This is a genomic window from Dyella sp. PARNA 12/25 (assembly GCF_055702865.1).
Window position 1 is genome coordinate 71,381 of sequence record NZ_JBVQCI010000010.1, and the last position, 25,480, is coordinate 96,860.

General features: G+C 63.1%; 21 protein-coding genes. 7 read left to right on the plus strand and 14 right to left on the minus strand.

What is annotated here, in order from left to right:
* Nucleotides 1-26: 26 nt before the first annotated feature.
* From AC0GUR_RS17435 to AC0GUR_RS17455, 5 genes are all read right to left on the minus strand, one after another.
* Nucleotides 27-623: an IMPACT family protein gene (locus AC0GUR_RS17435; protein ID WP_472878770.1), complete on the minus strand. Its 597-nt coding sequence runs from the start codon at nucleotides 621-623 to the stop codon at nucleotides 27-29.
* A complete protein-coding gene (locus AC0GUR_RS17440) occupies nucleotides 616-1,482 on the minus strand; it encodes a hypothetical protein (RefSeq protein WP_472878771.1) in 867 nt (288 codons plus the stop codon). Before AC0GUR_RS17440 ends, AC0GUR_RS17435 begins: the two co-directional genes overlap by 8 nt.
* Nucleotides 1,479-2,033, minus strand: coding sequence for an RNA polymerase sigma factor (locus AC0GUR_RS17445; protein WP_472878772.1), 555 nt, complete (start codon nucleotides 2,031-2,033; stop codon nucleotides 1,479-1,481). Before AC0GUR_RS17445 ends, AC0GUR_RS17440 begins: the two co-directional genes overlap by 4 nt.
* Nucleotides 2,034-2,232: 199 nt before the next feature.
* Nucleotides 2,233-2,733 carry a hypothetical protein gene (locus AC0GUR_RS17450; RefSeq protein WP_472878773.1) on the minus strand — a complete coding sequence of 167 codons (501 nt, stop codon included), beginning with the start codon at nucleotides 2,731-2,733 and terminating at the stop codon, nucleotides 2,233-2,235.
* A 114-nt stretch (nucleotides 2,734-2,847) separates the two neighbouring features.
* Nucleotides 2,848-4,281 carry a lipase family protein gene (locus tag AC0GUR_RS17455; RefSeq protein ID WP_472878774.1) on the minus strand — a complete coding sequence of 478 codons (1,434 nt, stop codon included), beginning with the start codon at nucleotides 4,279-4,281 and terminating at the stop codon, nucleotides 2,848-2,850.
* A 140-nt stretch (nucleotides 4,282-4,421) separates the two neighbouring features.
* Here AC0GUR_RS17455 and AC0GUR_RS17460 point away from each other — a divergent pair, with 140 nt between their 5' ends.
* Nucleotides 4,422-5,177 carry a YdcF family protein gene (locus AC0GUR_RS17460; RefSeq protein ID WP_472878775.1) on the plus strand — a complete coding sequence of 252 codons (756 nt, stop codon included), beginning with the start codon at nucleotides 4,422-4,424 and terminating at the stop codon, nucleotides 5,175-5,177.
* A gap of 172 nt (nucleotides 5,178-5,349) precedes the next feature.
* Nucleotides 5,350-7,104: a chloride channel protein gene (locus AC0GUR_RS17465; RefSeq protein ID WP_472878848.1), complete on the plus strand. Its 1,755-nt coding sequence runs from the start codon at nucleotides 5,350-5,352 to the stop codon at nucleotides 7,102-7,104.
* A 134-nt stretch (nucleotides 7,105-7,238) separates the two neighbouring features.
* Here AC0GUR_RS17465 and AC0GUR_RS17470 read toward each other — a convergent pair whose 3' ends face one another.
* Nucleotides 7,239-8,300, minus strand: a complete 1,062-nt coding sequence (locus AC0GUR_RS17470) for an NAD(P)-dependent alcohol dehydrogenase (RefSeq protein ID WP_472878776.1) — start codon at nucleotides 8,298-8,300, stop codon at nucleotides 7,239-7,241.
* Nucleotides 8,301-8,472: 172 nt separating this feature from the next.
* Between AC0GUR_RS17470 and AC0GUR_RS17475 the strand changes: the two genes are divergently transcribed.
* From AC0GUR_RS17475 to AC0GUR_RS17485, 3 genes are all read left to right on the plus strand, one after another.
* Nucleotides 8,473-9,411, plus strand: a complete 939-nt coding sequence (locus AC0GUR_RS17475) for an AraC family transcriptional regulator (RefSeq protein ID WP_472878777.1) — start codon at nucleotides 8,473-8,475, stop codon at nucleotides 9,409-9,411.
* A 62-nt stretch (nucleotides 9,412-9,473) separates the two neighbouring features.
* On the plus strand, nucleotides 9,474-10,067 hold the full coding sequence (locus AC0GUR_RS17480) for an HAD-IB family hydrolase (RefSeq protein WP_472878778.1): 594 nt from the start codon (nucleotides 9,474-9,476) through the stop codon (nucleotides 10,065-10,067).
* Nucleotides 10,068-10,172: 105 nt separating this feature from the next.
* On the plus strand, nucleotides 10,173-10,763 hold the full coding sequence (locus tag AC0GUR_RS17485) for a hypothetical protein (RefSeq protein WP_472878779.1): 591 nt from the start codon (nucleotides 10,173-10,175) through the stop codon (nucleotides 10,761-10,763).
* Nucleotides 10,764-11,138: 375 nt separating this feature from the next.
* Here the strand turns inward: AC0GUR_RS17485 and AC0GUR_RS17490 are convergent, their stop codons facing one another.
* Nucleotides 11,139-11,774: a zf-HC2 domain-containing protein gene (locus AC0GUR_RS17490; RefSeq protein ID WP_472878780.1), complete on the minus strand. Its 636-nt coding sequence runs from the start codon at nucleotides 11,772-11,774 to the stop codon at nucleotides 11,139-11,141.
* On the minus strand, nucleotides 11,771-12,361 hold the full coding sequence (locus AC0GUR_RS17495; RefSeq protein WP_472878781.1) for an RNA polymerase sigma factor: 591 nt from the start codon (nucleotides 12,359-12,361) through the stop codon (nucleotides 11,771-11,773). Before AC0GUR_RS17495 ends, AC0GUR_RS17490 begins: the two co-directional genes overlap by 4 nt.
* Before the next feature lie 228 nt (nucleotides 12,362-12,589).
* Here AC0GUR_RS17495 and AC0GUR_RS17500 point away from each other — a divergent pair, with 228 nt between their 5' ends.
* Nucleotides 12,590-14,143 carry a S10 family peptidase gene (locus tag AC0GUR_RS17500; RefSeq protein WP_472878782.1) on the plus strand — a complete coding sequence of 518 codons (1,554 nt, stop codon included), beginning with the start codon at nucleotides 12,590-12,592 and terminating at the stop codon, nucleotides 14,141-14,143.
* Between the two features lie 169 nt (nucleotides 14,144-14,312).
* Here the strand turns inward: AC0GUR_RS17500 and AC0GUR_RS17505 are convergent, their stop codons facing one another.
* The 6 genes from AC0GUR_RS17505 to AC0GUR_RS17530 all read right to left on the minus strand — a co-directional run bounded on the left by AC0GUR_RS17505 (nucleotide 14,313) and on the right by AC0GUR_RS17530 (nucleotide 23,344).
* Entirely contained in the window at nucleotides 14,313-15,335 is a 1,023-nt protein-coding gene (locus AC0GUR_RS17505) for a TraB/GumN family protein (RefSeq protein WP_472878783.1), read from the minus strand.
* Nucleotides 15,336-15,513: 178 nt separating this feature from the next.
* The gene (locus AC0GUR_RS17510) at nucleotides 15,514-17,097 is read right to left on the minus strand and encodes an inorganic phosphate transporter (RefSeq protein WP_472878784.1); all 1,584 of its coding nucleotides are present in this window, start codon (nucleotides 17,095-17,097) and stop codon (nucleotides 15,514-15,516) included.
* Nucleotides 17,098-17,209: 112 nt separating this feature from the next.
* Nucleotides 17,210-18,640, minus strand: coding sequence for an aldehyde dehydrogenase family protein (locus tag AC0GUR_RS17515; protein ID WP_472878785.1), 1,431 nt, complete (start codon nucleotides 18,638-18,640; stop codon nucleotides 17,210-17,212).
* A gap of 15 nt (nucleotides 18,641-18,655) precedes the next feature.
* On the minus strand, nucleotides 18,656-20,299 hold the full coding sequence (locus tag AC0GUR_RS17520) for an acetolactate synthase large subunit (RefSeq protein WP_472878786.1): 1,644 nt from the start codon (nucleotides 20,297-20,299) through the stop codon (nucleotides 18,656-18,658).
* A 97-nt stretch (nucleotides 20,300-20,396) separates the two neighbouring features.
* Nucleotides 20,397-21,758 (minus strand): exodeoxyribonuclease VII large subunit, encoded by a 1,362-nt coding sequence (gene xseA / locus AC0GUR_RS17525; protein WP_472878787.1) that lies wholly within the window; start codon nucleotides 21,756-21,758, stop codon nucleotides 20,397-20,399.
* A gap of 125 nt (nucleotides 21,759-21,883) precedes the next feature.
* On the minus strand, nucleotides 21,884-23,344 hold the full coding sequence (locus AC0GUR_RS17530) for a phospholipase D-like domain-containing protein (protein WP_472878788.1): 1,461 nt from the start codon (nucleotides 23,342-23,344) through the stop codon (nucleotides 21,884-21,886).
* 121 nt (nucleotides 23,345-23,465) lie between these two features.
* Here AC0GUR_RS17530 and AC0GUR_RS17535 point away from each other — a divergent pair, with 121 nt between their 5' ends.
* Nucleotides 23,466-25,439 (plus strand): acetyl-CoA hydrolase/transferase C-terminal domain-containing protein, encoded by a 1,974-nt coding sequence (locus AC0GUR_RS17535; protein ID WP_472878789.1) that lies wholly within the window; start codon nucleotides 23,466-23,468, stop codon nucleotides 25,437-25,439.
* The last annotated feature ends 41 nt before the right edge of the window (nucleotides 25,440-25,480 follow it).

The following is a 25,480-nucleotide window of genomic DNA, read 5'->3' on the forward strand; positions in this document are numbered from 1 at the left end:
GAAGGTTGGGGGAGTTTCGGGCCGATTCAATCCAGCCGACGGGCGCTGTGTCGGCCGTGACTGATATCGGTAATGCGCGCCTGTGCTTCCGGCACCTGGCTCTCGGGCAGCTGAACCTCCAGCGTTACACCCTCCGCACCGAACGTTTCGCTCAGCACGTTGGCGTCGAGCTCGCGCAGGCGCGCCTTGAGCAGGGTGAGCTCGGGGAAATCGCAACGCATGCCGAGCCGCGCCATCGCCACGATGGGCAGGCGTTCGGCTCGGCGCATACATTCTGCTGCCGTGCCGCCATAGGCACGCACGAGGCCGCCGGCGCCCAGCTTGACGCCGCCGTACCATCGCGTCACTACGACTACGGCGCGATCGATACCCTGGCCTTCAATGGCCTGCAGAATGGGTCGGCCGGCGGTGCCGCCGGGTTCGCCGTCATCGTTGAAGCGATAATCCTGGCCAATACGATAGGCCCAGCAGTTATGCGTGGCCGCGAGGTCGCTGACCTGGCGCACGAATGCCAGCGCCTGATCGGGCGTCTGTACCGGCGCGGCCTGTGCGAGAAAGCGGCTTTTCTTGATGTCCTCGCTGTGCTGGCAAGCGGTAGCGAGGGTGTACAGCGTGTCACTCATGATCGGGTAACTGGGTGCGCAGGTCGTCAGGCAGGGGTGCGTCGGGATGCGCTTGCTGGAAGGCGGTGAGTCGTTTCAATGCTTCGTCACGGCGCTGCTGCGCAAACAACTGGCGGATCTTATCCAGCTCTTGTGCCGGCGTGTCAGCTGGGTTGGGCGTTGTGGGGTCGTTGGCTGGCATGGCGCGCATGGGGGCTGCGGACATCGCCTGCATGGTCACGCGGGCGTTGTTGGAGTACGCCGCACGCGGTTCGGCGGCGGCCTCGGAGGCGGCTGACGCGCGGGGTGCTGCCACTACTGGCGCAGGCGGGGCGGGTGCAGCAGGCGGCGCCTGCACGGGCTCCGCGCGTTGCATGGTCAAAGGTGCTGGTGCCAATGCGGAGGGCGTTGTTTCGGGTGCTGCCTGCGCAGGTGCTGCGGCGCGCGCCTTCGCTGCCGGGCGAGCGGGCGCCTGCCGGTGCGGTACTTCCAACGTCGCAGCAGCCGGCGCCGGCTTCGACACCTCGTCACTTGCAGACGTGTCGGCCGGGTGTGCCACTGGCGCAGCTGGCGAGGCCGTGGGTGCGGGCGCGCGGGCGGTTATGGCCTCATGGGTTGGGATTTGCGGCACGCTCGACGGCTGTTCGTATAAGCGCCAGCTCAATCCCGCTGCGATTACCAGCACGGCGGCGCTGGCGGCCGCAACCGGCCACCGCGACATGTGTCTGCGGCCTGATGGGCGCACGGCATCCGCTGCCGCGCGCCGCACGGCCTCGTCGAGTGCCGGCGTCGGCTCCTTGCGCGGCAAGCTGGCATAGAGCGCCTTGAGCTCGTCTTCGCCGGGCAGCGGTTCGTTGTCGTGGTGATCGTGCGTATTCATTCGGCCAACTGCTCACGCAATCGATTCATGGCATAGCGCAGGCGCGATTTTGCTGTTTCGCGTCCCACGCCGGTGACTTCGGCAATCTCCTCGACGCTCAGGTCGTTCTCCAGGCGCAGCAGCACAGCGGTGCGTTGCTCCTCGGGCAGTTGTTCAATCGCCAGCTGAAGTCGCCGGCGACGTTCAAATTCAGACAGTACATGTTCCGGTTGTTCGTGATCGGGCGTCGCCAGAGCCTCAAGGGCGTGTTCCGCATCCTCGCCGGTCGCCATGGGGCGTTTGCGCCGATGGCTGTCGATCAGCAGGTTATGCGCGATCTGCAGTAGCCAGGTGGTGAACTTCGCCTGTGGGGTGTACCGCGTACGTGCAGCAATGACGCGGCTCCAGGTTTCCTGGAACAACTCGTCAGCGAGCTGCGGGTCGCGAGCTGCGCGCAGCAGAAAACGATACAGCGTGCCCTTGTGGCGCGCATACAGGGTGTCGAACGCCGACAGCTGGCCCTGTGCATAGGCCAGCATCAGTGTCGCGTCGTCGTCCACGGGGGCATCCATGGGCGGCGAGGTTAAGCCAAACCGGCCGCGCCGGTAAGCGTCAGGCGCATTCGATGAGGGGAATGTGCACGAGTGGGGCCAGTGCATGGGTGGGTAGTCGCATTCGGCGGTTCATGGTGGTGAAACGCACAACCGACGCCCGCGGGGTTAATCGCGGGTGCATGACTGCATACGCCCGCTCGTCGGGCACCGGTCAGGGTTACTGCGGGGAGTAGAGCCAGATCCTGGATTCGCCGCCGGTGCTCAGGATGTGTCCGTTGCGCCGGATCAGGTGCTCGGTGGTGCGGTCGCGGGCCAGCGTCATGTCGCCCAGTCGCATGGCGGACACGGTTTGCACGGTCGCCTCCTTCTGGTTGGGCGACAGCTCTATGGTCTTGATCTCGGTTTCCACATCAAAGGTAACGAGGCCTGCTGACGCATCGCTCAATCGCTTCATCCATGCCATGGACTTCTTCGCTGCGTCGCACACGGCTTTTTTGTCGAGGTGTTGCTCGCGATGTTTGTCGCCCTGCAGGGCCGTCTCGGTGCCCTGGAAGTCATCGGAGATGCGCTTGCAGAGGGTTTCGTCGTCAAACTGGCGGATAGCCTCGGCCTGATCGGCGTAACTTTCTCGGATCTGCGCTTCGGTCATGCGGTGGCTGTAGTCGAAATACCACCACGCCAGGCCGGCCAGAACGGCCAGCAGTATCCACTTCATCATGGTTTCCCTTCCCCTTGGACTAGCCGTTGTCAGCCTGTCGGCGCCACATATCCTTCTGTGTCGCAAGTTTTTGCGACTATCGCACGGCAGGGGCGCCGTGTCATCCGGCCCAGATCAGGGAATGGGGTCACCTGGCACCGGGTGGCTGAAATCGTCTGGTGTCAGCTTCTGCGTGAGGCGGAACACGCCTTCATGCACCTTTCTCGGCAGCACGACGTCCAGCACGGTGGTCTGGTGAGGTGCCAGTGCGTGGAACAGATCTTCGCCCGGCATGGTCGCAGCCATCGCGTGGTGCACCAGGCCGCGCAAGCTGACAGGTTGTACGGTCGCGCCATAAGGGCGATGAGCTTCGATAGCGGCACGCAGTGTCTTCCGGCTGTTTTCCGGGTGGCTCACACGCGGCGTGCCCGCGAGCAAGGCGTGGTTGAGGAAGAACGACACCACGTTGCCCTGACGGCTGTTGGCCTGACGATCGAGCATGAAGCCTTGCGGCATCCAATCCGGATTGGGAGGCGTGCCTGCGTTGAGCAACAGGCGACTGCCGCGCAGTGGTTCACCGCTTTCGTCGGTGAGGCGCACGATCAATTGGCTGCGCGGATCGTGCAAGTGCAGGCGCGCGGGAAAAGGCCCCACCGACTCGAACTCCACTTTGTCGCCATCGCGCTCGGCGTTCTCGGCATCGAAGTCGTCGCACAATCGCGCATAAGCGTCGGCATGGTCGACGCGCAGGCAGCGCAGCAAGGCCTCGATGGTGGCATCCGGTGCGGCGGCCATGATCCCTTGTTCGTCGCCCGAATGCGCCGCACCGGGAATCAGCTTGAATGCCGTGCGAGGCGCAACGGCGACGTTCAAGGTCAGCGTGTCTACGGGTTGATCGCCGGGTCGGGCAAGCACGGCATGTCGTGCGTTGAGGTTGGCGGCGGCGATGCGCACCACACCATCGGAACCGTCCTCACCGGTATAGCTGTTGATGTGGTCGTACATCGAGCGATCAGGGCGGTCGCCAGTCAGCACGAACAAATACTGGCGGTTCTGCGCAAGGTCGCTGCCGTGAATGTGGTCGAGGTTGAGCGAAAGTGACTCGGCACTGCCCAGCTCCAGCCAGTCCAGCATGCGTTGCCCAGGCTCGACGCCATCCGCCCACGCGTGCAGGCGGCCGAGCACGCCCTTGCCAAGTTGCGCCAGCGCGGATCCGAAGTTGGCGGGTGCCAGCATCATCAGGTGGGTCAGGCGGATGGTGCTGAATGCGCCGGGTCGTTCGCGTTGCGCGCGTAGCCATTCGCGTACCACCGGCCCGCCGGTGGAATGGGTGATGCAGGCGAAGCGGCTGTCCAACAGGTGGAGGTCGCGCAGCGCGTGGTCGAAGGCGCGCACCACGTCGCCCATGGTTACCGCGTCATCGAAGCTGACGTACTCAGAGAGCCAGATGTCGGCGACCTGCAGTGGCACCCCTTGTGTGGTTGCTTGTTGCTGCAAGCGCTGGGGCAGGGCGCCATAGGTGGAGGTGTTGGTGACGCTCCAGCCGTGCACGAAAACGAGGGTAGTCATGGCCTGACTCCTTGACAGGGGCTCGCCTTCCTGATGGTTGTCATGTCTATAGGTTTTAGGCCATCCATGGTGTCCGCTATCGCCTCGTATCGCGGTAAGGCCCTAAGATGCCATGACTTTCCACGGACCGGGGAATCCGCATGCTCGTCGTCCTGTTTGTCATGCTGGTGCTGGCGTTGCTGTTGTATCGCCTGCGCTGGCGCCGGGCTGGCCATGTCTTGGTGGGCATGACGACCTTGCTGTTCTTCGCCATCGGCTGCGGAACGGTGCCGCGCTGGCTCGTCCGTGGCCTGCAGAGCCCTTATGACGTGGAGCCGGCGATCCATTGGGCGCCGCGCAATGTCATCGTGTTGTTGAGCGGCGGTACCGCCGTGGCGGGTGATGAACCGTTGCAGCCGTCTTATTTCGCCGACGGTCGCGTCTTGCGTGCAGCGCAGCTGTATGTCGCATGCAAGGCCGCCGGTGGGGAATGTCGCCTGCTGATCTCAGGCGGTGATTCGCAGGATCACGGCGAGCCGGAGTCGGTCGTTTATGGGCGCGCGCTGGAAAAGCTGGGCATCCCGTCTGCGGACCTGTCGTTCGAAACACGCAGCTTGTCCACCTGGCAGAACGCGCAGTTCAGTCGCCCATTGTTGGTCGAATATGCTCCGCAACATCTGGTGCTGGTGACGTCAGGCATTCATCTGCGCAGGTCGCTGTTGTACTTCGCACACTTCGGCATTACGCCGCAGCCGGTGGCGGGCGATTGGGTCAACGCACGCCGCGAAGTCTTCCCCGATTCGTGGAACGTCATGCTGACCGATGCCGCCTTGCACGAGTACCTGGGCATTCTGCGCTACCGCGTGTACAACGCGCTGGGCTGGAATGCGCCCAAGGCGCCGCCATTACCGCAGTAACTTGCGAATTTCATTCATTTTCCAGCCAGCTACTGCGCTCGCTTTTGCGTAACCTTGCGCGGCCTTTCTTGCTGACGCTTCCCTGATGCATTCCGACTCGTCGACTGAGCCGCACTCGCGTGCGGCGCTTCCGCTTGCTCCGTCGCTGGACCCCACGCTGTCTGCGGCGCACATGCCGCGACACTTCCGTCCATTGGAGCGACGCGTGCTGTGGATTGCCGCGCTGGCCATGGTGCTTGGCTCGGTGGTGGCGCTGGTTGCGCGCTTGCTCACCGGGTTGATCGGCCTGGTCACCAACCTCGCTTTCTACGGTCGCCTGAGCACGGAGTTCAGCAGCCCGGCCGGCAACCATCTTGGCCTGTGGGTGATCGGCGTGCCGGTGGTGGGTGGCCTTATCGTGGGCGTGATGGCGCGCTGGGGATCGCGTGCCATTCGTGGACACGGCATCCCTGAGGCGATGGAGCAGGTGCTGCTCAACGAAAGCCGTATCCCTCCGCGCATCGCCTGGCTGAAGCCGGTGTCGTCGGCGATTGCCATTGGTACGGGCGGTCCGTTCGGTGCGGAGGGGCCCATCATTGCCACGGGGGGTGCGTTGGGTTCGCTGGTGGGGCAACTGCTGCATGTGACGGCAGATGAGCGCAAGACGCTGCTCGCTGCGGGTGCGGCTGCCGGTATGGCGGCAGTGTTCTCCGCGCCGATCTCGTCGGTATTGCTGGCCATCGAACTGTTGTTGTTCGAGCGTCGCGCGCGCTCGTTGATTCCGGTGGCGTTGGCGGCGGTGATCGGTACCGGTGTGCGTTACCTGCTGGAAGGCAACGAGCCGATGTTCCCGATGCCGGACATCGCCACACCCGCGTTCAGTGCACTGATTGCGTACATGGTCATGGGCATCGTGGTTGGCGTAGCCAGCGTGGGTATCACCAAGCTCACCTACGCCATTGAAGACGGTTTCGAGAAGCTGCCGATTCACTGGATGTGGTGGCCGGCCATCGGCGGTGTGGTGGTCGGTGTGGTCGGTTATTTGATGCCGACCACCCTGGGTGTGGGCTACACCAATATTGCGGCGGTCATCGCCGGGCAGATTGGCCTCGGTGGCATGCTGGCGTTGTGTCTGATGAAGCTGCTGTCGTGGTCGGTGGCGCTGGGTAGCGGTACCTCGGGCGGTACCTTGGCACCCTTGTTCACCATCGGCGGCGCACTGGGTGGTGTGCTCGGCCTGGTCTGCGTGGCCTGGCTACCGTGGTTGCACGTCGATGCCCGCGTGGCTGCACTGGTGTGCATGGCGGCGATCTTCGCCGGGGCGTCGCGTGCGTTTCTGACCTCGGTGGTGTTTGCCTTCGAAACCACGCAGCAACCGCATGGCCTGCTGCCACTGCTGGGTGCCTGCGCAGCGGCGTATCTCGTTTCCGGACTGATGATGCGCAACACCATCATGACCGAGAAGATCGCGCGTCGTGGCGTGCGCGTGCCGGCGGAATACGCAGCGGATTATCTGGAGCGCATCAGCGTGGCCGATGCCTGCAGCCGCAACGTGGTGAGCTTGCGTGCATCGCAGCGACTGGCGGATGTGCGCGTGTGGCTGTCCACGGAGCAGGCGGCGGCCAAGCATCAAGGCTTCCCGGTGCTGGGCGAAGAGGGCCACCTGCTGGGTGTGGTGACGCGAAGGGATCTGCTCAACGCCGCCATGAATGACGATGCCAGCATCCAGTCGCTGGTGCGACGTGCTCCGCTGGTGGTACGCGAAGATCACACCTTGCGCGAAGCGGCGGATCACATGGTCGAAGCCGATGTGGGGCGGCTGGTGGTGGTGGGCGGTAAAGAGTTTCAGCAGGTGGTGGGCATCATCACGCGCGGCGACCTGCTGAAAGCGCACGCTCAGCGTTTGCGCGAAGCGCATCAGCAAAGCCGCCATCTAGGTAGGGCCTAAATCAACGCTGAAAACTGCCAATAGAACCGCACGTCATTCCCGCCTTCGCGGGGATGACGGGCCATAGGTAAGGTTTGCCGAATCTGAGGTGGTTTTAGAAAGAGCGCGGCATAACCGCGCTCTTTCCTATTGCGTCAGGCAGCCTGCTTGAGCGAGGCGATGTCGATCACGAAGCGATAGCGCACATCGCTCTTGAGCATACGGTCGTAAGCACCGTTGATGTCCTTGATATCGATCATCTCGATATCGCTCACGATGTTGTGCACGGCGCAGAAGTCCAGCATTTCCTGCGTCTCGGCGATGCCACCAATAGCTGAGCCCGAGATCGAGCGGCGACCCAGGATCACCATGCCGGCCTGCACCGGCGGTTCAATCGGCTCGAGCAGACCCACCAGGCAATGCACGCCATTGAGCTTGAGCGTGGCGAGGTAGGGGTTCAGATCATGCGGCGACGGCACAGTGTCGAGAATGAAATCGAACTGTCCGGCCACCGCCGCCATTTGCTTGGGATCGGTGGAAAGCACCACATGGTCCGCGCCAAGGCGACGTGCCTCCGCTTCCTTGCCCGGCGTGCGGGTAAACAGCGTGACGTCAGCGCCCATGGCCTTGGCGAACTTCAGGCCCATGTGACCCAGACCGCCCAGGCCAATCACTGCCACCTTGCTGCCCTTGCCGATGTTCCAGTGACGCAGTGGCGACCAGGTGGTGATGCCGGCGCACAGCAGCGGCGCCGCGGCCTTCAGGTCCAGCTTGTCGGAAATGGACACCACGAACTTGTTCGACACCACGATGCGTTCGGAGTAGCCGCCGAAGGTGGGCAGGTTGTCGCGTCGGTCCATCGCGTTATAAGTCCAGGTCGGGCCTTCCTCGCAGTACTGCTCAAGGCCGGCGTTGCACGATGCGCAGTGCTGGCAGGAGTCGACCATGCAGCCCACACCTACCGTGTCGCCCACCTTGAACTGGGTCACCTGGCTGCCTACCGAGCTGACCCGGCCCACGATCTCGTGGCCAGGCACCATCGGGTAGATGCTGTTGTGCCATTCGTTGCGAGCCTGGTGAATATCCGAATGGCAGACGCCGCAATAGAGGATGTCGATCACCACGTCGTCCGGACGCGCTTCACGGCGCTCGAACTGGTGCGCGGCCAACGGCGAGGTGGCGTTCTGTGCGGCGTAGCCGCGAATCGAAAGGGCCATGCATAACTCCTTGGAGGGGGACGGCGAGGAGCGCAGTATCGGCGGCGGGCGGCGCCAGCGGGTAGCCGGATCCTGCGAGATCCTTGCCTGATCCTGCAAGGCTCCGCGTGAGAGACTCGTCTTGGCGTGGAGGAACAGGCAATCTTGCCCCCTGAGTTCCGCAGGCAAATCCATGAGCAGCAAGCCACACAGTCCCTCGCCGTCATCGCGCATGGAACAGGATCGCGAGGAATTGACAGCCATCGTTGAACGATTGGCGCCGACCCAGGGTGTGCACGTCACCGCTTGGCCCGCGCTGACGCTGTTCCGCGCGGACGCGGTCGGCGCACCCACCTGCGCGATGTATGAGCCCAGCCTCGGCCTCGCCCTGCAGGGTGCCAAACAGATTCTGTTGGGCCAGCACACGTTTTTGCATGAGCCGGCTTCCTACATGGTGACCGCGGTCGATGTGCCGGTGTCCTCGCAAGTGGTGCAGGCTTCCGGGGAGAATCCGTGCCTGTGCCTGACCTTCCGACTGGATCTGCAGCGTATCCGCGACATGTTGCCGGAGGTGGCGTTGGCACATGCCGCTGCCGCTTCGTCGCCGGGCCTTTCCTTGAGTCCGCTGGACGACAACCTGTTGGACCCACTGTTGCGCCTGGCGCGGCTGCTGGGTACGCCGAAGGACCTGGCGATGTTGGGGCCCTTGGTCGAGCACGAGCTGCTCTATCGCCTGCTGACCGGAGAGCAGGGTGTCCGGCTGGCGCAGATCGCCACCTCGGGTAGTCAGAGTCATCAGGTGTCGCGCGCTATCGATTGGCTGCGCAATCATTTTGACGAACCCTTGCGTATCGAGGCATTAGCGGGGCGCGTCAATATGAGTGCGTCATCCTTGCATCATCATTTCCGCGCGCTAACCGCGATGAGTCCGCTGCAATACCAGAAGCAGCTCCGCCTGCACGAGGCACGGCGATTGCTGCTGGCAGGGCAGTGCGATGTCGCCACCGCTGCGCATCGCGTGGGATACGAGAGTCCCTCGCAATTCAGTCGCGAATACAGTCGCCAATTCGGTGCTCCGCCGTTGCGCGATGTGGCGCGATTGCGCTTGGCTGACGTGAGCTCAGTCGCCTGAAAGTACTTGACGCCGCGCAACAGCGAGCGTGACGATGCCGCAGACCGGCCACGGAGCGCGCCTTGAATCTTGCCTTGTTCGATTTTGACGGAACCATCACCACGCGTGAGATGTTCCGGCCATTTCTGGAATATGCGGCGCCGCGACGGCGACTGCTGTTGGGCGGCCTGTTGTTGGCGCCGATGGTGGCTGGCTACAAGCTGGGTTGGGTGCCTTCGAACATGATGCGGGCTTGCGCGTTGCGCCTAGGGTTGGGTGGCGTTGATGCCGCGCATGCGGATGAACAAGCACAGCGCTTCGCCATCAACGTGTTGCCCGGCGTCATGCGTGAGCACGCGCTGGAACGCATCCGGTGGCACAAGCGACAGGGTGATCGGGTGGTCGTGGTTTCCGGCGGCCTGGATATCTACCTGTCGCACTGGTGCCGGCAGCACGAGCTCGAACTGGTCTGCTCAGAGCTGGAAGTGAAAGCCGGGCGGCTAACCGGACGCTATCGTGGCGCGCAATGCGTCAGCGAAGAAAAACCACGCCGTGTACGCGCCGTCTACGATCTCGACACCTATCCGGTGGTCTACGCCTATGGCGACACGCGGGAAGATCATGAGCTGCTGAAGATCGCCCATCGCCGCTATTTCCAGTGGCAGGAAGTGGCCTGAATCGCATTTTCTTGAAGTTGGCGGCAGGCGGCTGTGCGGCGCGTGGTGGCAGGCGTCATGCAACCGCGCGATGATGGACGGACACCATCGCCGAAGGACCGTCCTATGAAGGGTTTCCGCGTAGTGTTCATGGCCAGCCTGGCCACACTCATGTTCGTCACGGGACTTGCCGTTCACGCCTCCCAGGACACTCCAAAGACGCAAAAGGTCAACGCCAATCTCGCTGGCCTTCACGACTTTGATTTTCTGGTGGGCGACTGGCATGGACATCATCGCAAGCTCAAGGAAAAGCTTGCCAACAGCCATGACTGGGAAGAATTCGAAGGCACGCTCAGCATGCGCAAGCTGATGGATGGCTATGCCAATGTCGACGACAATATGTTCAGCACGCCCGAAGGCACCTACCGCGGCGTAGGCCTTCGTTCGTACGATCCGAAGACGGGGCAATGGGCCATCTGGTGGCTCGACGGTCGCGATCCGTTCGGTGAGCTCGACCCGCCGGTGAAGGGTCACTTCGAGCACGGCGTAGGCACGTTCTTTTCCCACGATACATTGCGCGGCAAGCCCATCCTCGTGCGCTTCGTCTGGTCAGGCATCACGCCAACAACTGCGCATTGGGAGCAGGCTTACTCCGCTGACGATGGCAAGACCTGGGAGGTCAACTGGACCATGGATTTCCAGCGGGTCGCGCCGTAGCTCGCAAGCGCCTTGTCAGTGTTCACCACACCCATGCAAAGCCCCACTCATGTGGGGCTTTGCATATCGGCCTATGGGCGGATAAGTGGTTAGTACACGGACGGCGACCCGCGCCCCTCGCGATGAACTGCGAATGCGTATTCCCGTCATTTTGCTGCGCAACGCGCAACCGTGTGGTGCTTCCGGATGATGCGCTGTAGTGGCTGCCGTAGTCCGCGGCGCCATGGAAGTGTGGCGGGACCGATGGCAGCATCACCAGCGTTGCGAGGATTCGTCGCCCGGGGCGTCGCTGGCGTGAATAGCTGTTGTTCCTGGCGAAACAAGGCCGGCAACGGCGAGTGCGCACCATGATGATGGAGCTTTGCCAGCGCCAGCTCACGGCACACTGCCGGCGTCGAGGCTTTCGACCAGGGTAACTTCCTTGGCATCATGAAGCTGCTGGCGCGCCATGGCAGCGCTTTCGTCAGGCACGCTGAGCAGGTAGGCGCCCGTCTGCGTGGGGCCGCCAACCAGTCGCGCATGACTTGCACGCAACAGTTCGCGCAATCGAGCCTCACTGGTTTGAGGGTCGAACGTCACGACCATGAGTGACGCTTTCGCAGCGGGGGTGCTGAGTGTGTGATAGACGGGCGCGCGCTGCTGCAGCCATGCGACGCCCAGCACAAGGATAAGCATCGCCTGCGCTACGACCACCCAGCCCATAGAACGGTTCCGGTGCCACCAGCTAACGAACGAAAAGGGCGGCGTGGCGGCGTGATGTTCGTGGGCGACGCGGCGGCGAAGTCGGTGCAAGGCGGGTGCAGCATCGTCGGCAGCGACATCCTTGGCATCATAGGCGTGTTGCAGTCCCTTCAGCCAGGCCGCCTCCTGTTGACACGATGTGCATTCGGCGAGGTGTTGCTCCACCTGTGCGCGTTCATCGGCGTCGAGCGAACCATTGATCCACCAGGGCAGCAGGCGGTCCACTTCCGCGTGGGCCGACCCTTCGAACTTGATGATGCGGCCATTCATATGGCCTCCTGGCGCGAAGAAAACCACGCTCTGAGTTTGCGTCGCGCATAGAACATGCGCGTTTTTACCGTGTCGACCGGACAGCCCATGATCTCGGCGATTTCGCGGCAGGCGTAGCCGAAATAGTAGGTGAGTTCCATCACCGTGCGCTGCTCAGTCGAAAGCGTGCTCAGCGCAGCGTCCAGGTGTTTGCGCAGCTCTTGCTTCAGCAGTTCATCGTCAGGGCCGGCCGTGGTGAGGTCGGCGTGCTCGCCGATCTCGTCGTTGACCATGCCACCTGATCGCCGCAGTGCCTTGAGTGATTGGCGGTAGGCAATGGCCAGAATCCAGGTCGACACTTTCGCGGAATGATTGAACGTATAGGCCTTGCGCCAGACCACCATCATGGTGTCGTCGAGAATCTCCTCGATCAGCATCGGTTGCCGCGTGATGCCGCGAACGAAGCGTTGCAGGCGCGGGCAGTAGAGGCGGTAAAGCGTTTCGAAGGCATCCACTTCCTCTGCCGCAACGCGATTGAGCAACGTTGCCTCATCGGCATCGGAGACGCCGTTGCTCCACTTCCTCGTGCCTGCCTCGCCGCCGCGCATGGCTGCTCCCGAAAGCTGGTGCATCGCCCGGGCGTCCATACCCACCAGGGTGATTTTGGTTCAAATAGCTGACGTGGGCCATTCGGGCGGTGATCCGTGCCTAACGGCACTGGTGGCCAGGTTGGGCTTTCCGCATCTATGGGGGCTCGCACCGGGCATGTCCTGCGTGCGTTTGGGGGCAGGGATGCCTGCTGGCTTCCCGTCGTTTGACCTTTGTTGAGAGTCCTGATGAAGCGTGATTTGCCTGTTGAGGCCCGTGTGGCCCGTGTAAAGCGCGGCGCCGCATGGTGTGCGGCCGTGCTGCTCGTGGGAGCGGCGCTGTCGCCGTGGTCGTTGGCCGTCGCTGCGGACGCCAAGCCGGCCGCGGAAGCCGGTGCCGAGAAGAAGTCCGATATCGAGCTGCCGGCGCTGCCGGCGGACAAAACCATCAAGCAGAGCGTGCGCGTCGGCGGGCGGACGCTTTCCTACGAGGCCACGGTGGGCACCATTCCGGTGCGCAACGACAAGGGCAAGAAGATCGCCGACGTGGTCTACACAGCCTATACGATGCCCGGAAACGATTCGCAGCGACCGGTGACGTTTGCCTTCAATGGCGGCCCCGGCGCTTCGTCGGTGTATCTGAACATGGGTGCGATAGGCCCCAAGCGCATCCAGTTCGGCGTGGATGGCGATGCGCCTTCCGACAGCGCCGTGACCAAGGACAACCCCAGCACCTGGCTCGACATGAGCGACCTGGTGTTCATTGATCCGGTGGGCACAGGCTTCTCGCGCTCGCTGGAAGACGAAGATCAGACCAAGAAGGACTTCTACACCACCGAAGCGGACATCAAGTACCTCTCGCGCGTGGTGTACGACTGGCTGGTCAAGCACGGCCGTCTGCGCGCACCGAAGTATGTGATGGGCGAGAGCTATGGCGGCTATCGCGCGCCTCGTATTGCCTATGAATTGCAGACACGCATGGGTGTGGGCGTGAATGGCCTGGTGATGGTGTCGCCGTATCTCGACCCAGCCGCCATTGGCGATGGCGACGCGCTGTCGCCGTTGCCATGGATGATCAACCTGCCGTCGATGACGGCGGCGCATCTGGAAGCGCAGGGGAGGTTGACGCCGGCGGCGATGGCGGATGTCGAGAATTACGTGCGCACTCAGTACGCCACCGATTTCCTGGCGGGGCGTTCCGATCCGGGTGCGATCGGTCGCATGGTGCAGAAGGTGTCGGGCTATACGGGTCTCGATCCGGCACTGGTGTCCAAGTTGGATGGGCGCGTCGATATCGCCACGTTCCTGCGCGAAGTGCACCGCAATGACAAGAAGATCGGTAGCGTGTACGACGCCAACGTGACGGCGTTCGATCCGTTCCCGGGCTCGGCTGAACGCCAGTCAGGCGACCCGATTCTCGAGGCACTGCTCGCGCCAACCACCAGCGCCATGGTGGATTTCGTGACACGCGAGGTGGGCTGGAAAACGGATGCGCACTATGAGGCGCTGTCGTACGCGGTCAACAAGGCATGGGATCGCGGCAATGCCGACGACAAGCCGGTGGCGGATCTGCGCAAGGCGATCGGCAACGATCCCAAGATGAAGGTGCTGATCGTGCACGGCTACAACGATTTGTCGTGCCCATTCTTCACCTCGCGACTGATCATCGACCAGATGCCGAGCTTCGGTCAGGCCCAGCGCGTGAAGCTGTCGGTGTATCCGGGCGGCCACATGTTCTATAGCCGGTCGGGTAGCGCGGAGTCGTTCAAGTCTGATGCGGCGGCGATGTACAGGGCGAAGTAAGCAGGCCCCGGTTACCCTCACCGTCATCCCCGCGAACGCGGGGATCCAGCGTCTTTCGCTTTTTCCTGGCGCTTAAAAGGCACTGGATCCCCGCGTTCGCGGGGATGACGGTGAGGTGATAGCGGGTCCTCGCAGAAATATCGATCGAGTACCTATCACTCGACGCAACTCACTGCGTTACACCCTCCGGCGGCCGAACAATAAATCCACGCGATTTCAACTTCGCGATATACCCATCCGGCGCCATCAGCTGCTCCATGGTCAGAATGGCCACGGTGCTGCGATTACGCACCATCGCCGCTTCAGCCGCCTCCATCCACACATTCTCGATGCGCTGGGGCAGGTCGGGCACGTTGAGCTGGTGTTCGAAGTCACCATTGATCGCGGCGACGACGCAGGGATCGTAGTGCGTGTGTTGCACCAGCTCCTGCAGTGTTCTCATGTCGCCGGTGGCCCAGGCGTTGGCGCGCTGGGTCAGGGAGGGCATGTCGTGCTCCACGGTATGCATGGTTTCGTCCAGGCAGGCGATGCCCTGCTTCTGGTCCTGATCTACCGTGGTGGCTGGCTGTGCATGTGTCACGACCAGTTCGTAGCGCACGCCGATGACGCGGGTGCCATGCCGGCGCGCGAGCTTTTCAACCATGGTCCCCACATCGGTTTCTTCGGTGAGGTCGTTGGCCTTGAGGGCGCTCTCGTACAGCCGCTCGGCGACGACGATGGGGCGCATGTATTCCAACGCATCATCGTCCTGCATGTATTGCTTGCGCAGCACGCGCCAGCGCGCGTACATGTCGGCCGGAAGCAGGTGCTCCAGTGTCTTGCCGCCGGGGTTGAGCTTGGCCGAAGGTTGCAACGCCAGGCGAGAAAACAGGCTGGTGGGCATCTTGAGGCGCGCGGATGGCACCTCCAGCAGTTCCTGCGATCGGCCCAGGGCTTTTTCCAGTTCGGTCCATTGCCAATCGGCGTTCTTGGGCAAAGGTGACAGCGTGCCGATGATCCACAGCACGTGATCGCCTCGCCGCACCTCCCAGAGCGCGGGCCCGGGCTGCTCGCCGTGAACCGTGACGGCCTTCAGGTCGACCACGGAGGTGGGTGGTGCAGGGCTGGTACTGGCGGATGGGAGTGTGGTTTGTGCCCAGGTGCTGGTGGCGGCCAGAAGTGCGCCAAGCCAGATGGCTTTCTTCGCGAGCATCCGAAAAGTTCCTTGTGAGGACGCGACGGCTACCGCCCGCGAAGGCGGGCGCCATGATTGAACAACACCTATAGCCGCGATACCAGACTTGGCTAACGAAGGCAGTACAACCTGACCCGGCCGTCCGTACGCGTCGGCCCGGGCTGGGGCGGCCAGCGCCCCGTCAGCTGGCTAACGCTCAGAAGACGTGCCGGAGGACAGCGTAGAGCCCGCCTGCCAGCAGAATGGAGGCCGGCAGCGTCAGTACCCAGGCCATCAGCAGGTTGCGCACGGTGGTCCATTGCAGGCCGGAACCGTTGGCGGCCATGGTGCCGGCCACGCCCGAGGTGAGCACGTGGGTGGTGCTGACCGGCAGGTGGTACATGTCTGCGGCCTGGATCAGTCCCATGGCCACCAGCTCGGCCGAGGCACCCTGCGCGTAGGTGAGGTGCTCCTTGCCAATCTTCTCACCCACCGTCACCACGATGCGCTTCCAGCCCACCATCGTGCCCAGCCCCAGGGCCAGCGCCACTGCCACCTTCACCCAGGGCGGAATGAACTGGATCGCCTGCGTACCCAGCCCACGCCAGCTGGTCAGCATTGCGGTTTGCGCTTTGCTGAGTCCGGGTTGGGCAAGTACCAGCGGCATGGCGGAGCTGGCCAGGTAGATGTCGTTGCGCACATTGCCCATCGCTTCCGGAGGCACGGATCGCAGCGATGGGCGGTTGCCCACCTGATGGTTGATCTCGCCAATGAGTGCCGCAAGCGCAGGCGCCGTGGAGGGGAGCAGCTTGCGTTGCTGCACGGCCTCGGTCACCAGCTCGCGTGGGTTGCCGGTAAAAGTCATGCTGCCACCAAGGGCCTGCAGCACCTGCTGGCTTTCCACTGAAACCTCATGGAAGGTATTGACCTCGCCGCTCGATACCGCACCATTGAGCGCGTAAGCCGTAGGCACGGTGCCGATCAGGATCAACATGATCAGGCCCATGCCTTTCTGGCCATCGTTGGAGCCGTGGCTGTAACTCACGCCGGTACAGGTAAGCACCAGCAGGGCGCGAATCGGCCACGGCGGCGGCCGGTTGCCCTCGGGCGCTCGATACAGCGCGGGCACCTTCACCAGAGTCTTGAGCAGCAGCATCAGCAGGCCGGCCAGCAGGAACCCCGCTATTGGCGAAAAAATCAATCCGCGGAACACGCCCATGGCGGCGTCCCAGTTCACTCCGCTGGTGCCCGTTCGAGTGGCAAGCAGCTGGTTGGCCAGGCCGACGCCGATGATCGATCCGATCAAGGTGTGTGAGGACGAATTGGGCAGGCCGAAATACCACGTGCCCAGGTTCCAAATGATGGCGGCGAGCAGCAACGCGAACACCATGGCAAAGCCGGCCTGACTGCCCACTTGCAGTATCAGTTCCACCGGCAGCAGCGACACGATGGTGAACGCCACGGCGCCGGACGACATCAGCACGCCGAGAAAGTTGAAGGTGCCGGACCAGATCACCGCCAGTCCCGGCGGCATGGCGTTGGTGTAGATCACCGTGGCCACGGCGTTGGCTGTGTCGTGAAAGCCGTTGACGAACTCGAAGCCCAGCGCGATCAGCAGCGCCATGCCAAGCAATAAGAAGGGGCCCAGGGCATGGGTGTGGACTATCGAAAGGTCCTGCACCAGGTGCATGCCGGCGTAAACGACGCCGATAATCAGGACGACGCTGAAAACGAGGCCAAACAGGCGATTGGACGATGGCGTTCCGGAAGTGGATGCGGCGACAGCGGCTTCAGTCTGCATGACATGCGCTCCTGGTCGACCCATCAGCGTTGCCTTAGAGCAAAGCACCTGCGCAAGACATTCTGGTGACAGCTGAAGATCGCGGCGCCCGCAGGCGAGCGCCGCGCCGGCATTACATTTCGCGCATCACCATCAAACGTACTTCGGTCATGTCCTCGATGGCGCAGCGCACGCCTTCGCGGCCGATACCGGAAAGCTTCACGCCACCGTAGGGCATGTTGTCCACGCGGAAGCTCGGCACGTCATTGACGATGACGCCGCCTTGCTCCAGTTCGTTCCATGCGCGCATGGCGTGGGCGAGGCTGTCGGTGAAGATGCCCGCCTGCAAGCCGTATTCCGAATCGTTGACCAGGTCCACCACTTCATCGAAGGTGCGGAACGGAGCGAGCAGGGCAAATGGGCCAAACGCTTCGTTTCGATAAGCCTTGGCGCTGGTCGGCACGTTTTCCATCAGCGTCGCTTCAAGCATGGCGCCATCGCGTTTGCCGCCGCATAGGATCTTGCCGCCGCCCTTGCGCGCCTCTTCGATCCAGCCATGCAGGCGTTCGGCAGCGGCTTCGTCGATCATGGGGCCGAGGAAAGTGTCCTTCTTCTTCGGGTCGCCGGCCTTGAGCTTCTTCACGGTGGCGACCAGGCGTTTCTTCAGTTCGTCGTACAACGATTCGTGGATGAAAATGCGCTGTACGCTGATACAGCTCTGGCCGGATTGATAGAACGCGCCAAACACCAGGCGGTCGATCACGCGATCCAGGTGTGGTCCCTGATCGGCATCGACGATGCAGGCAGCATTACCGCCCAGTTCCAGTGTCACCTTCTTGTGACCGGCGCGCGCCTTCAGATCCCAACCAATCTGGCTGCCTGTGAACGAGAGCAGCTTGAAGCGCGGATCCTCGACCAGTGGATTGGCATGCTTGCCGTCGAGCGTCAACACGGAGAACGCACCCTTGGGCAAGTCGGTTTCCGCCAATATCTCGCCAATGATCAGTGCGCCAATAGGCGTGCGTTCCGCCGGCTTGAGCACGAACGGGCAGCCCGCCGCGATAGCAGGCGCCACTTTGTGCGCCACCAGATTCAACGGAAAGTTGAAGGGTGTGATGAACGAGACCGGCCCCAGCGGCACGCGCTTGGTATAGCCGTGATAGCCATTCAGGCGCTTGGCGATTTCCAGAGTGATCGTTTCACCGGGGATGCGCACGGCTTCTTCGGCAGCGATGGTGAAGGTTTCGATCAGCCGGGTGACTTCGCCATCTGAGTCCTTGATGGGCTTGCCTGCCTCGACGCATAGCGCATAGGCCAGTTCATCGCGGCGTTCGGTAAAGCGCTGCACACAGTGATGCAGTACTTGCTGACGTTGCCACGGTTTGAAGTCGCGCATCGGGCCGGTGGCTTTGACCGCAGCAGCAATGGCTTTCTGGGTGGCCTTGGCATCGGGCACAGCCACGCGCGTGGCGACCTTGCCACTGTACTTGTCCAGCACATCCATCGTTTCCTTAGATGTCTGCGGCTGGTTGGCGAGGTAGTAGGGGTAGCTTTTTGCGAGCATGAAACACTCCGGCGATCAGACGGCCGCACTCAGCCGGCGGATCTCTTCGTTGAGGATGTGGTGATTGTCCGAATAGTCGATGGCCAGGTCGATCAGGTGTACGCCACCGGCATCGAAAGCGCGCTTGAGGGTGGGAAGAAGCTCGGCGGCGCTGCCGGGGCGATGGCCATGCGCGCCATGCGCTTGGGCGAACTGCACGAAATCCGGATTGCCAAACACCATGCCGTAGTCGGTGTATCCCATCTCGGCCTGCTTCCAGCGAATCATGCCGTAGGCGTCGTCGCGCAGCAGCAGGATCACCAGATCGAGCTTGAGCCGCACGGCGGTTTCCAATTCCTGCGCGTTCATCATGAAGCCGCCGTCGCCGCAGATGGCCAGCACCTTGCGGTCGGGATAAACCATCTTGGCGGCCATGGCCGAGGGCAGGCCCGCACCCATGGTGGCTAGCGCGTTGTCCAGCAGAATGGTGTTGGGCTGCCGTGCACGGTAGTAGCGCGCATACCAGATCTTGTACATGCCATTGTCCAGGCACAGCACGCCGTCGTCGGGCATGAACTGTCGCGTGTCATCGACCACGCGTACCGGATGCATCGGAAAGCGATCGTCGCTGGCGTGATCGCAAAGCTGCGCAAGAAAGGCTTCACGCACGCGATCAAAGAACTCGAAGTTCCAGTGTGGCTGTGGCTGCAGCGCGTCAGTGAGCCTTTCAATCGTATGCGCTATGTCGCCCACCACTTCGATCTGCGGGAAATAGACCGCGTCCACTTCCGCGCTGGAGAAATTGATGTGGATGACCGTACGTCGCCCCTTGCGCATGAGGAACGGTGGCTTTTCCACCACGTCGTGACCCACGTTGATGATCACATCCGCCGCATCAATGGCCCGGTGCACGAAATCACCATCCGTCAGCGCGGCATTACCAAGCCAAAGCGGATGATCCTCGTCGACAACGCCCTTGCCCATTTGCGTACTGAAGAACGGAATGCCCAGCTTGTCGATGAAGGCGCGCAGCGCCACGGTGGTGCGCTGGCGGTTGGCGGCAGCGCCGATCATCAGAATGGGGTGCTTTGCGCTGCTGATCGCTTCGGCGGCCTGCACCAGGGCGGCCTCGTCAGGTGCAGGGCGGCGCGCGTATTCGGTGGGTAGCAAGATCGCGTCTTCCACCGTGTCGCGGGCGATATCTTCCGGCAATTCCAGGTGCACCGCGCCGGGGCGCTCTTCTTCCGCGCGGCGGAAGGCTTCGCGTATGCGCGCGGGAATGGTCGATGCCGACACCAGCTGGCGCGTGTACTTGGTCAGTGGCTGCATCATGTCGACCACGTCGACCAGCTGAAACAAACCCTGCTTGTGCTCGCGTATGGGCTTCTGACCGGTGATCATCAGCATCGGCATGGCGCCAAGCTGGGCATAGGCGGCGGCGGTCACGAGATTGGTGGCGCCCGGGCCCAGCGTCGAGAGAGCGACGCCCGCCTCGCCGGTAAGTCGGCCCCAGGTAGCCGCCATGAAGCCGGCGGCCTGTTCGTGGCGCGTCACGATCAAGCGGATCGATGAGTCGCGCAATGCCTCAACCAGATCCAGATTCTCTTCGCCGGGCACGCCAAAGATGCTGTGCACCCCTTCTGCTTCCAACGCTCTCACAAACAGTGTTGCTGCCTTCATGCCGCACTCCTGAGGTCAAGACGTGCAGCATGCGACGGGACTTGTTCAGGGTGTGTGAGTTGCGCGATGTTGAGCGGATATGTCGCAGGGCGTGTTTCTATTCGCTTCTCAGCTTCAACTCGCCATCGGCGAGGCGTGCGCGAAGCGGCGTGCCTTCGGGTACGTTCTGCGCGGAGCGCAACACTTTGCCATCGGTATCGAACAGGATGGCGTAGCCACGATCCAGTGTGGCGAGTGGACTGATGGCATGCAGCGCACGGCCCGCCTGCTTCAGTGTCAGGCGATCGCGCTCCAGCTGTCGCTCGATGGATTGGCGCATACGCTGCGACAGCTCCGTAAGCTGGCGACGCCATAACATCAGGCGCAGGCGAGGATGCTGGGCGAGTAAGCGCGCATGGACGCGATCAAGCGTCGCCTGGCGACGCTGCGCCTGTTCGCGCTGCAGGCCTAGCAGCCGGCGCTGCAGATGCATCAGCCGCTCACGATCGCGCGCCAGGCGTGCCTGCGGCCGTTGCGCTTGCAGGCGAGCGAACAAGTGGTCCACGCGCTGGATACGTGATTGCAGCCGGCGCTGTTCCAGCGTCACCAGCCGCTGCTGCAATTGATCCAGGTGGCGAATGAGTGCGTATGCGTCCGGCACCAGTAGTTCAGCCGCCGCCGAGGGTGTGGGCGCGCGCAGGTCCGCCACGAAATCGGCAATGCTGAAGTCGATTTCATGGCCTACCGCGGAGACCACCGGTACGGCACTGGCATGAATGGCGCGGGCGACCTGTTCGTCGTTGAACGCCCACAAGTCTTCCAACGATCCGCCGCCGCGGGTGAGCAGCAATACATCGTAGCGGCCGCTGGCCGAGGCTTTGCGCAACATCTGGACGATGGCGGGCGGCGCTTCGCGTCCCTGCACCGGTACGGGTAGTACGTCGACATCCGCCAATGGCCAGCGACGCGCCATCACGCTCAGTACGTCGCGGATCGCGGCACCCGTGGCCGAGGTGATGACGCCAATGCGGCGAGCGTAACGGGGCAGGGGCCGCTTGTGTGCCGGGTCGAACAAGCCTTCCGCATCCAGCCGAGCTTTGAGCTGCTCGAACTCGCGTTGCAGCGCGCCTTCGCCGGCCGGTTCCATGTGTTCGGCTACTAGCTGGAACTCGCCGCGCGGTTCGTACAAACCCACGCGCGCCCGAACCAGCACATGCATACCGTCCGCGGGACGGAATTTCAGCCAGCCACTCTTGGGCCGAAACATGGCGCAGCGCACCTGGGCGCCGGTGTCCTTCAAGGTGAAGTACAGGTGCCCGGAGGCCGGCCGGGCCACGTTGGACAGTTCGCCTTCGATCCAGATCAGCGGCAGCGCGTCTTCCAGCAGATCGCGCACCAGCCGGTTCAATGAGCTGGGCGTAAGGATCTGCCGCGGCGGCGAACCGCCTGCGTCGGTGCTGGTGTCGTCTGGCGAGCGCATGGAGGCGGGAGACTAGCACGACATCACCACGCCGAATGCTTGGATTACATTCGCTTGCCCGATCAAGCACAGCCTGATCATGAGGCATGGTGGCTAGTTATTTGAAATAGAACGAAATGCCAGGATTACTCGCCGTCTTCGAATTCAGCTTGGCGTCGCATGAACCGTTTGCGCAGCTGCCACGCGTGCGTTCCCAGGTTGATCGCGAACCAGGCCGCCAGCAGGCCCAGCGGCCAGCCGATAATGGCCGGCCAGAAGATCGCAACCACCGCGAAAGCGGCCAACACCAGGGTGCCGACGAGCAGTGGGCCGGTGGCGGTGTCGCCGAGCACGCGGCGGTCGGTCAGTGCCGCGCCGAACGTGTTGGCGATACGCAGTGCACTGGCTGCGGTACGCCCGGAGCTGCCGCCCATGCGGCTCTGGCGAGGCGGGCGCTCGGTGTGACTCCGTATGTGGTCGCTACTGCGGTTCCAGCGACGCGGCGCAAGCACGATCTCGGTGGCATGGCCCAGGTCGCGCTCGTATTGCTCGGCCATGCAGCGGGCAAACTCCGCGTCTTCCACCGCTATGTCAATCTCGCGGTTGCTCATCCAGCTGGCGAGATTGAGGTTGGACGATCCCACTCGCGCCCACTGTCCATCCGACACCGCGCTCTTGGCGTGCAGCATGCTGCCGTTCCACTCGAACACGCGGATGCCCGCCTTGAGCAAGGGGCGATAACCGGAACGCGACATGCCGGCCACCACCGGGATATCACTGCTGCCCGGCACCAGCAGGCGAACGTCCACACCGTCGCGCGCCGCCGCGGCGAGCGCCTGCACATAGGGCGCCACGCCGACAAAGTAGGCGTCGGTGAGCCACAAGGTCTTGCGCGCCATGGCGGCAATGAGTTGATCCAGGCGATACATGCTGGCCGTGGCCGGTTGCGTTGCGATCACGCGCAGGGTGACTGCGCCAGCAGCGGTGTCATCGATGTTCGAAGGAAGGGGTGGCAGCGGTGCACCCATGCTGGCCCAGCTCTCGGCGAAAGCGCGTTCCAGTGCGGTCACGGCAGGCCCGCGCAAGGCCACGCCGGTGTCGCGCCATGGCGCTATGCCGCGTGCCGGGTCACCCAGCCATTTCTGACTGATGCACACGCCTGAAAGAAAGCCATGCACACCATCGACGGTCAGCAACTTTCGGTGGTCGCGGCTGATCCACCCCAGCGGCTTGCCAAACTGCGGCGGGTTGAACACGCGCACCTGGCCGCCCGCTGCACGTAGTGGCGTCCAGAAGCTGTCGCGGGATTGGCCCCTGCAGCCCAGCCAGTCATACACCACGGCAACGAAGACACCACGCTCCGCGCACTCGACCAGTGCATCACGAAAGCTACGGCCTACCTCATCGTCCCGGATGATGTAGTTCTCCAGCAGCACGTGGTGGCGTGCGCCGCGTATGGCGGCAAGCCAGGCGTCGAAATGGGCGGCCGCATCGATCAGCAGCTCTGCGGCATTGCCGCCCAGTAGGGGAGCACCGGCGGCCCGGCTCAGCGCCTGTTCGGCATGCAGTCTGATTCGGGCAGGCGCAAGCGGTCGCTTCGGTTTCATGGCCCGAGTGTAGGGCATGGAGGCAGGGCGTCTTCAAGCCATGTTCACCCTGATCGTGGCACCAATACGCGCCACGTTTTCGATCATGTCGTCTCAATGAACCTTCTGTCATGCTGGCTCCATGTCGCCTGAGCAATGCCATTCGGACACCGAAGCCTGCGCTCAGCAGATCGCCGAACAACTCGGCCCGGATCTGCGCGTGGCGGCGCCACTGGGGCTAGGCAAGCCACACGCGCTGCTCAACGCCTTGTATCGACTGACCAAGGCGGACACGTCGCGTTCGTTGGCGCTCTATACCGCACTGTCGCTCACGCGACCGCGGCCGGCGCCGGGGCTGGAAGAGCGCTTCATGACCCCTTTCGTCGAGCGGCATTTCGGCGCGGATGCGGTGGACCCGGAATACGCGGTGGATCAGGCGCGCAATCAGCTGCCCTCCAACGTGGCCGTGCATGAGTTCTACATGCAGTCGGGTGCGCTGCTGCACTCGGGTAGCGCCCAACGCAACTACATCAGTCAGAACTACACGCATGTCGCGCGCGACCTTGCCGTGCAGGACATCAATCTGCTGGTGCAGCTGGTCGCGAAGCGTGAAACGGCGGAAGGTGTGCGTTACAGCCTTTCGTGCAATCCCGATCTGACCTTGGATTTCATTGATCAGGTCGTGCAGTCCGGCAAGCCGCGTCCGTTGTGCGTGGCCGTGGTGCACCCTGACTTGCCGTATGTCAGCGGTCACGCTGAGGTCGATCGCAACTATTTCGATATCGAGCTGCAGACCGAGACGGCCCCTTCGTTATTTGCGTTACCGCGTCAGCCGGTGGATATCGTCGAGTACGCGCTTGGCATGCATGCGAGTGCCTTGGTGCGAGATGGCGGATGCCTGCAGATTGGCATCGGCAGCCTGTCCGATGCACTGGTGCATACGTTGCGTTGGCGCCAGCAGGACAACACGCAGTGGCGCCGCGCGCTGGTGGCGCTTGATCCGCGTGGTGGTACGCACGCTCTGGCGGCGCGCTTTGGTGGACTTGCACCGCTTCGCACCGGCTTGTACGGCGCCAGCGAAATGGTCATGGATGGCTTCATGCACCTGCAGCGCGCCGGCATCCTCAAGCGTCGCGCCTGGGACAGCATCGATCTCGAACGCGCGGCAGCCTGCGGTCGGTTGCCGCCGGAAACACCGGGTGGACACTACCTGCGCGGCGCGTTTTTTCTCGGTTCCCGCGAACTGTATGAATGGCTGGCGATGTTGGAGGCGGAGGACCCGCATGCGCTGGACATGTGCCGCGTCTCCAACGTCAACCAATTGTATGGCGATCATCAGACCCTCGCCGCGCTGCAACGCCGCGGCGCGCGCTTCTTCAACACCTGCATGATGGCTACCTTGCTGGGTGCGGCAGTGTCCGACGGCCTGGAAAATGGCGAGGTCGTGAGTGGCGTCGGCGGGCAATTCAATTTCGTGGCGATGGCGCACGAGCTGACGGACGGTCGTTCCATACTCATGCTGCGCTCGACGCGGAAGGGGCGCGGCGGCGTAGAAACCAACATCCGTTGGAACTACGGTCACACCACCATTGCACGTCACCTGCGCGATATCTTCGTGACCGAGTACGGTGTGGCCGATTTGCGCGGCAAGACCGATAGCGAATGTATCGAAGCCATGCTGTCTATTGCGGACGCGCGTTTTATTGATGCCTTGTGTGCGGAAGCCAAATCGAACGGCAAATTGGCGGCGGACTTTCAGGTGCCGGAGCGCTGGCGCAACAACACGCCGGAGAGCCTCCGCGAGGCGCTCTGCACGTGGCAGGCAAAAGGTGCCTTGCCAGCATTTCCCTTTGGCTGCGATTTCACCGAGGAAGAGCAGCGCCTGCTGCCCGCGCTTGGCTGGTTGAAATCCCGCAGTACGACGTGGCGAGGCAAGGCCAGTCTGTTCAAGGCAGCGTTGAGCCCCGGGCAACCCGTGGAAGGCGAGGGCGAGAGTCTGGCGCGTATGGGGCTGTCGAAGCCCGCAGGATCCAGCGAGCACTTGCTGCGCCGGCTGCTGGTTGCGGCATTGCGCCGTACTGGCAGTCCATCGGCCCCTTCAGGCGGAGAGGCATAGCGAGGAGCAGGCCTGGCGGCCTGCTCCTGTTTCTTGCAGTC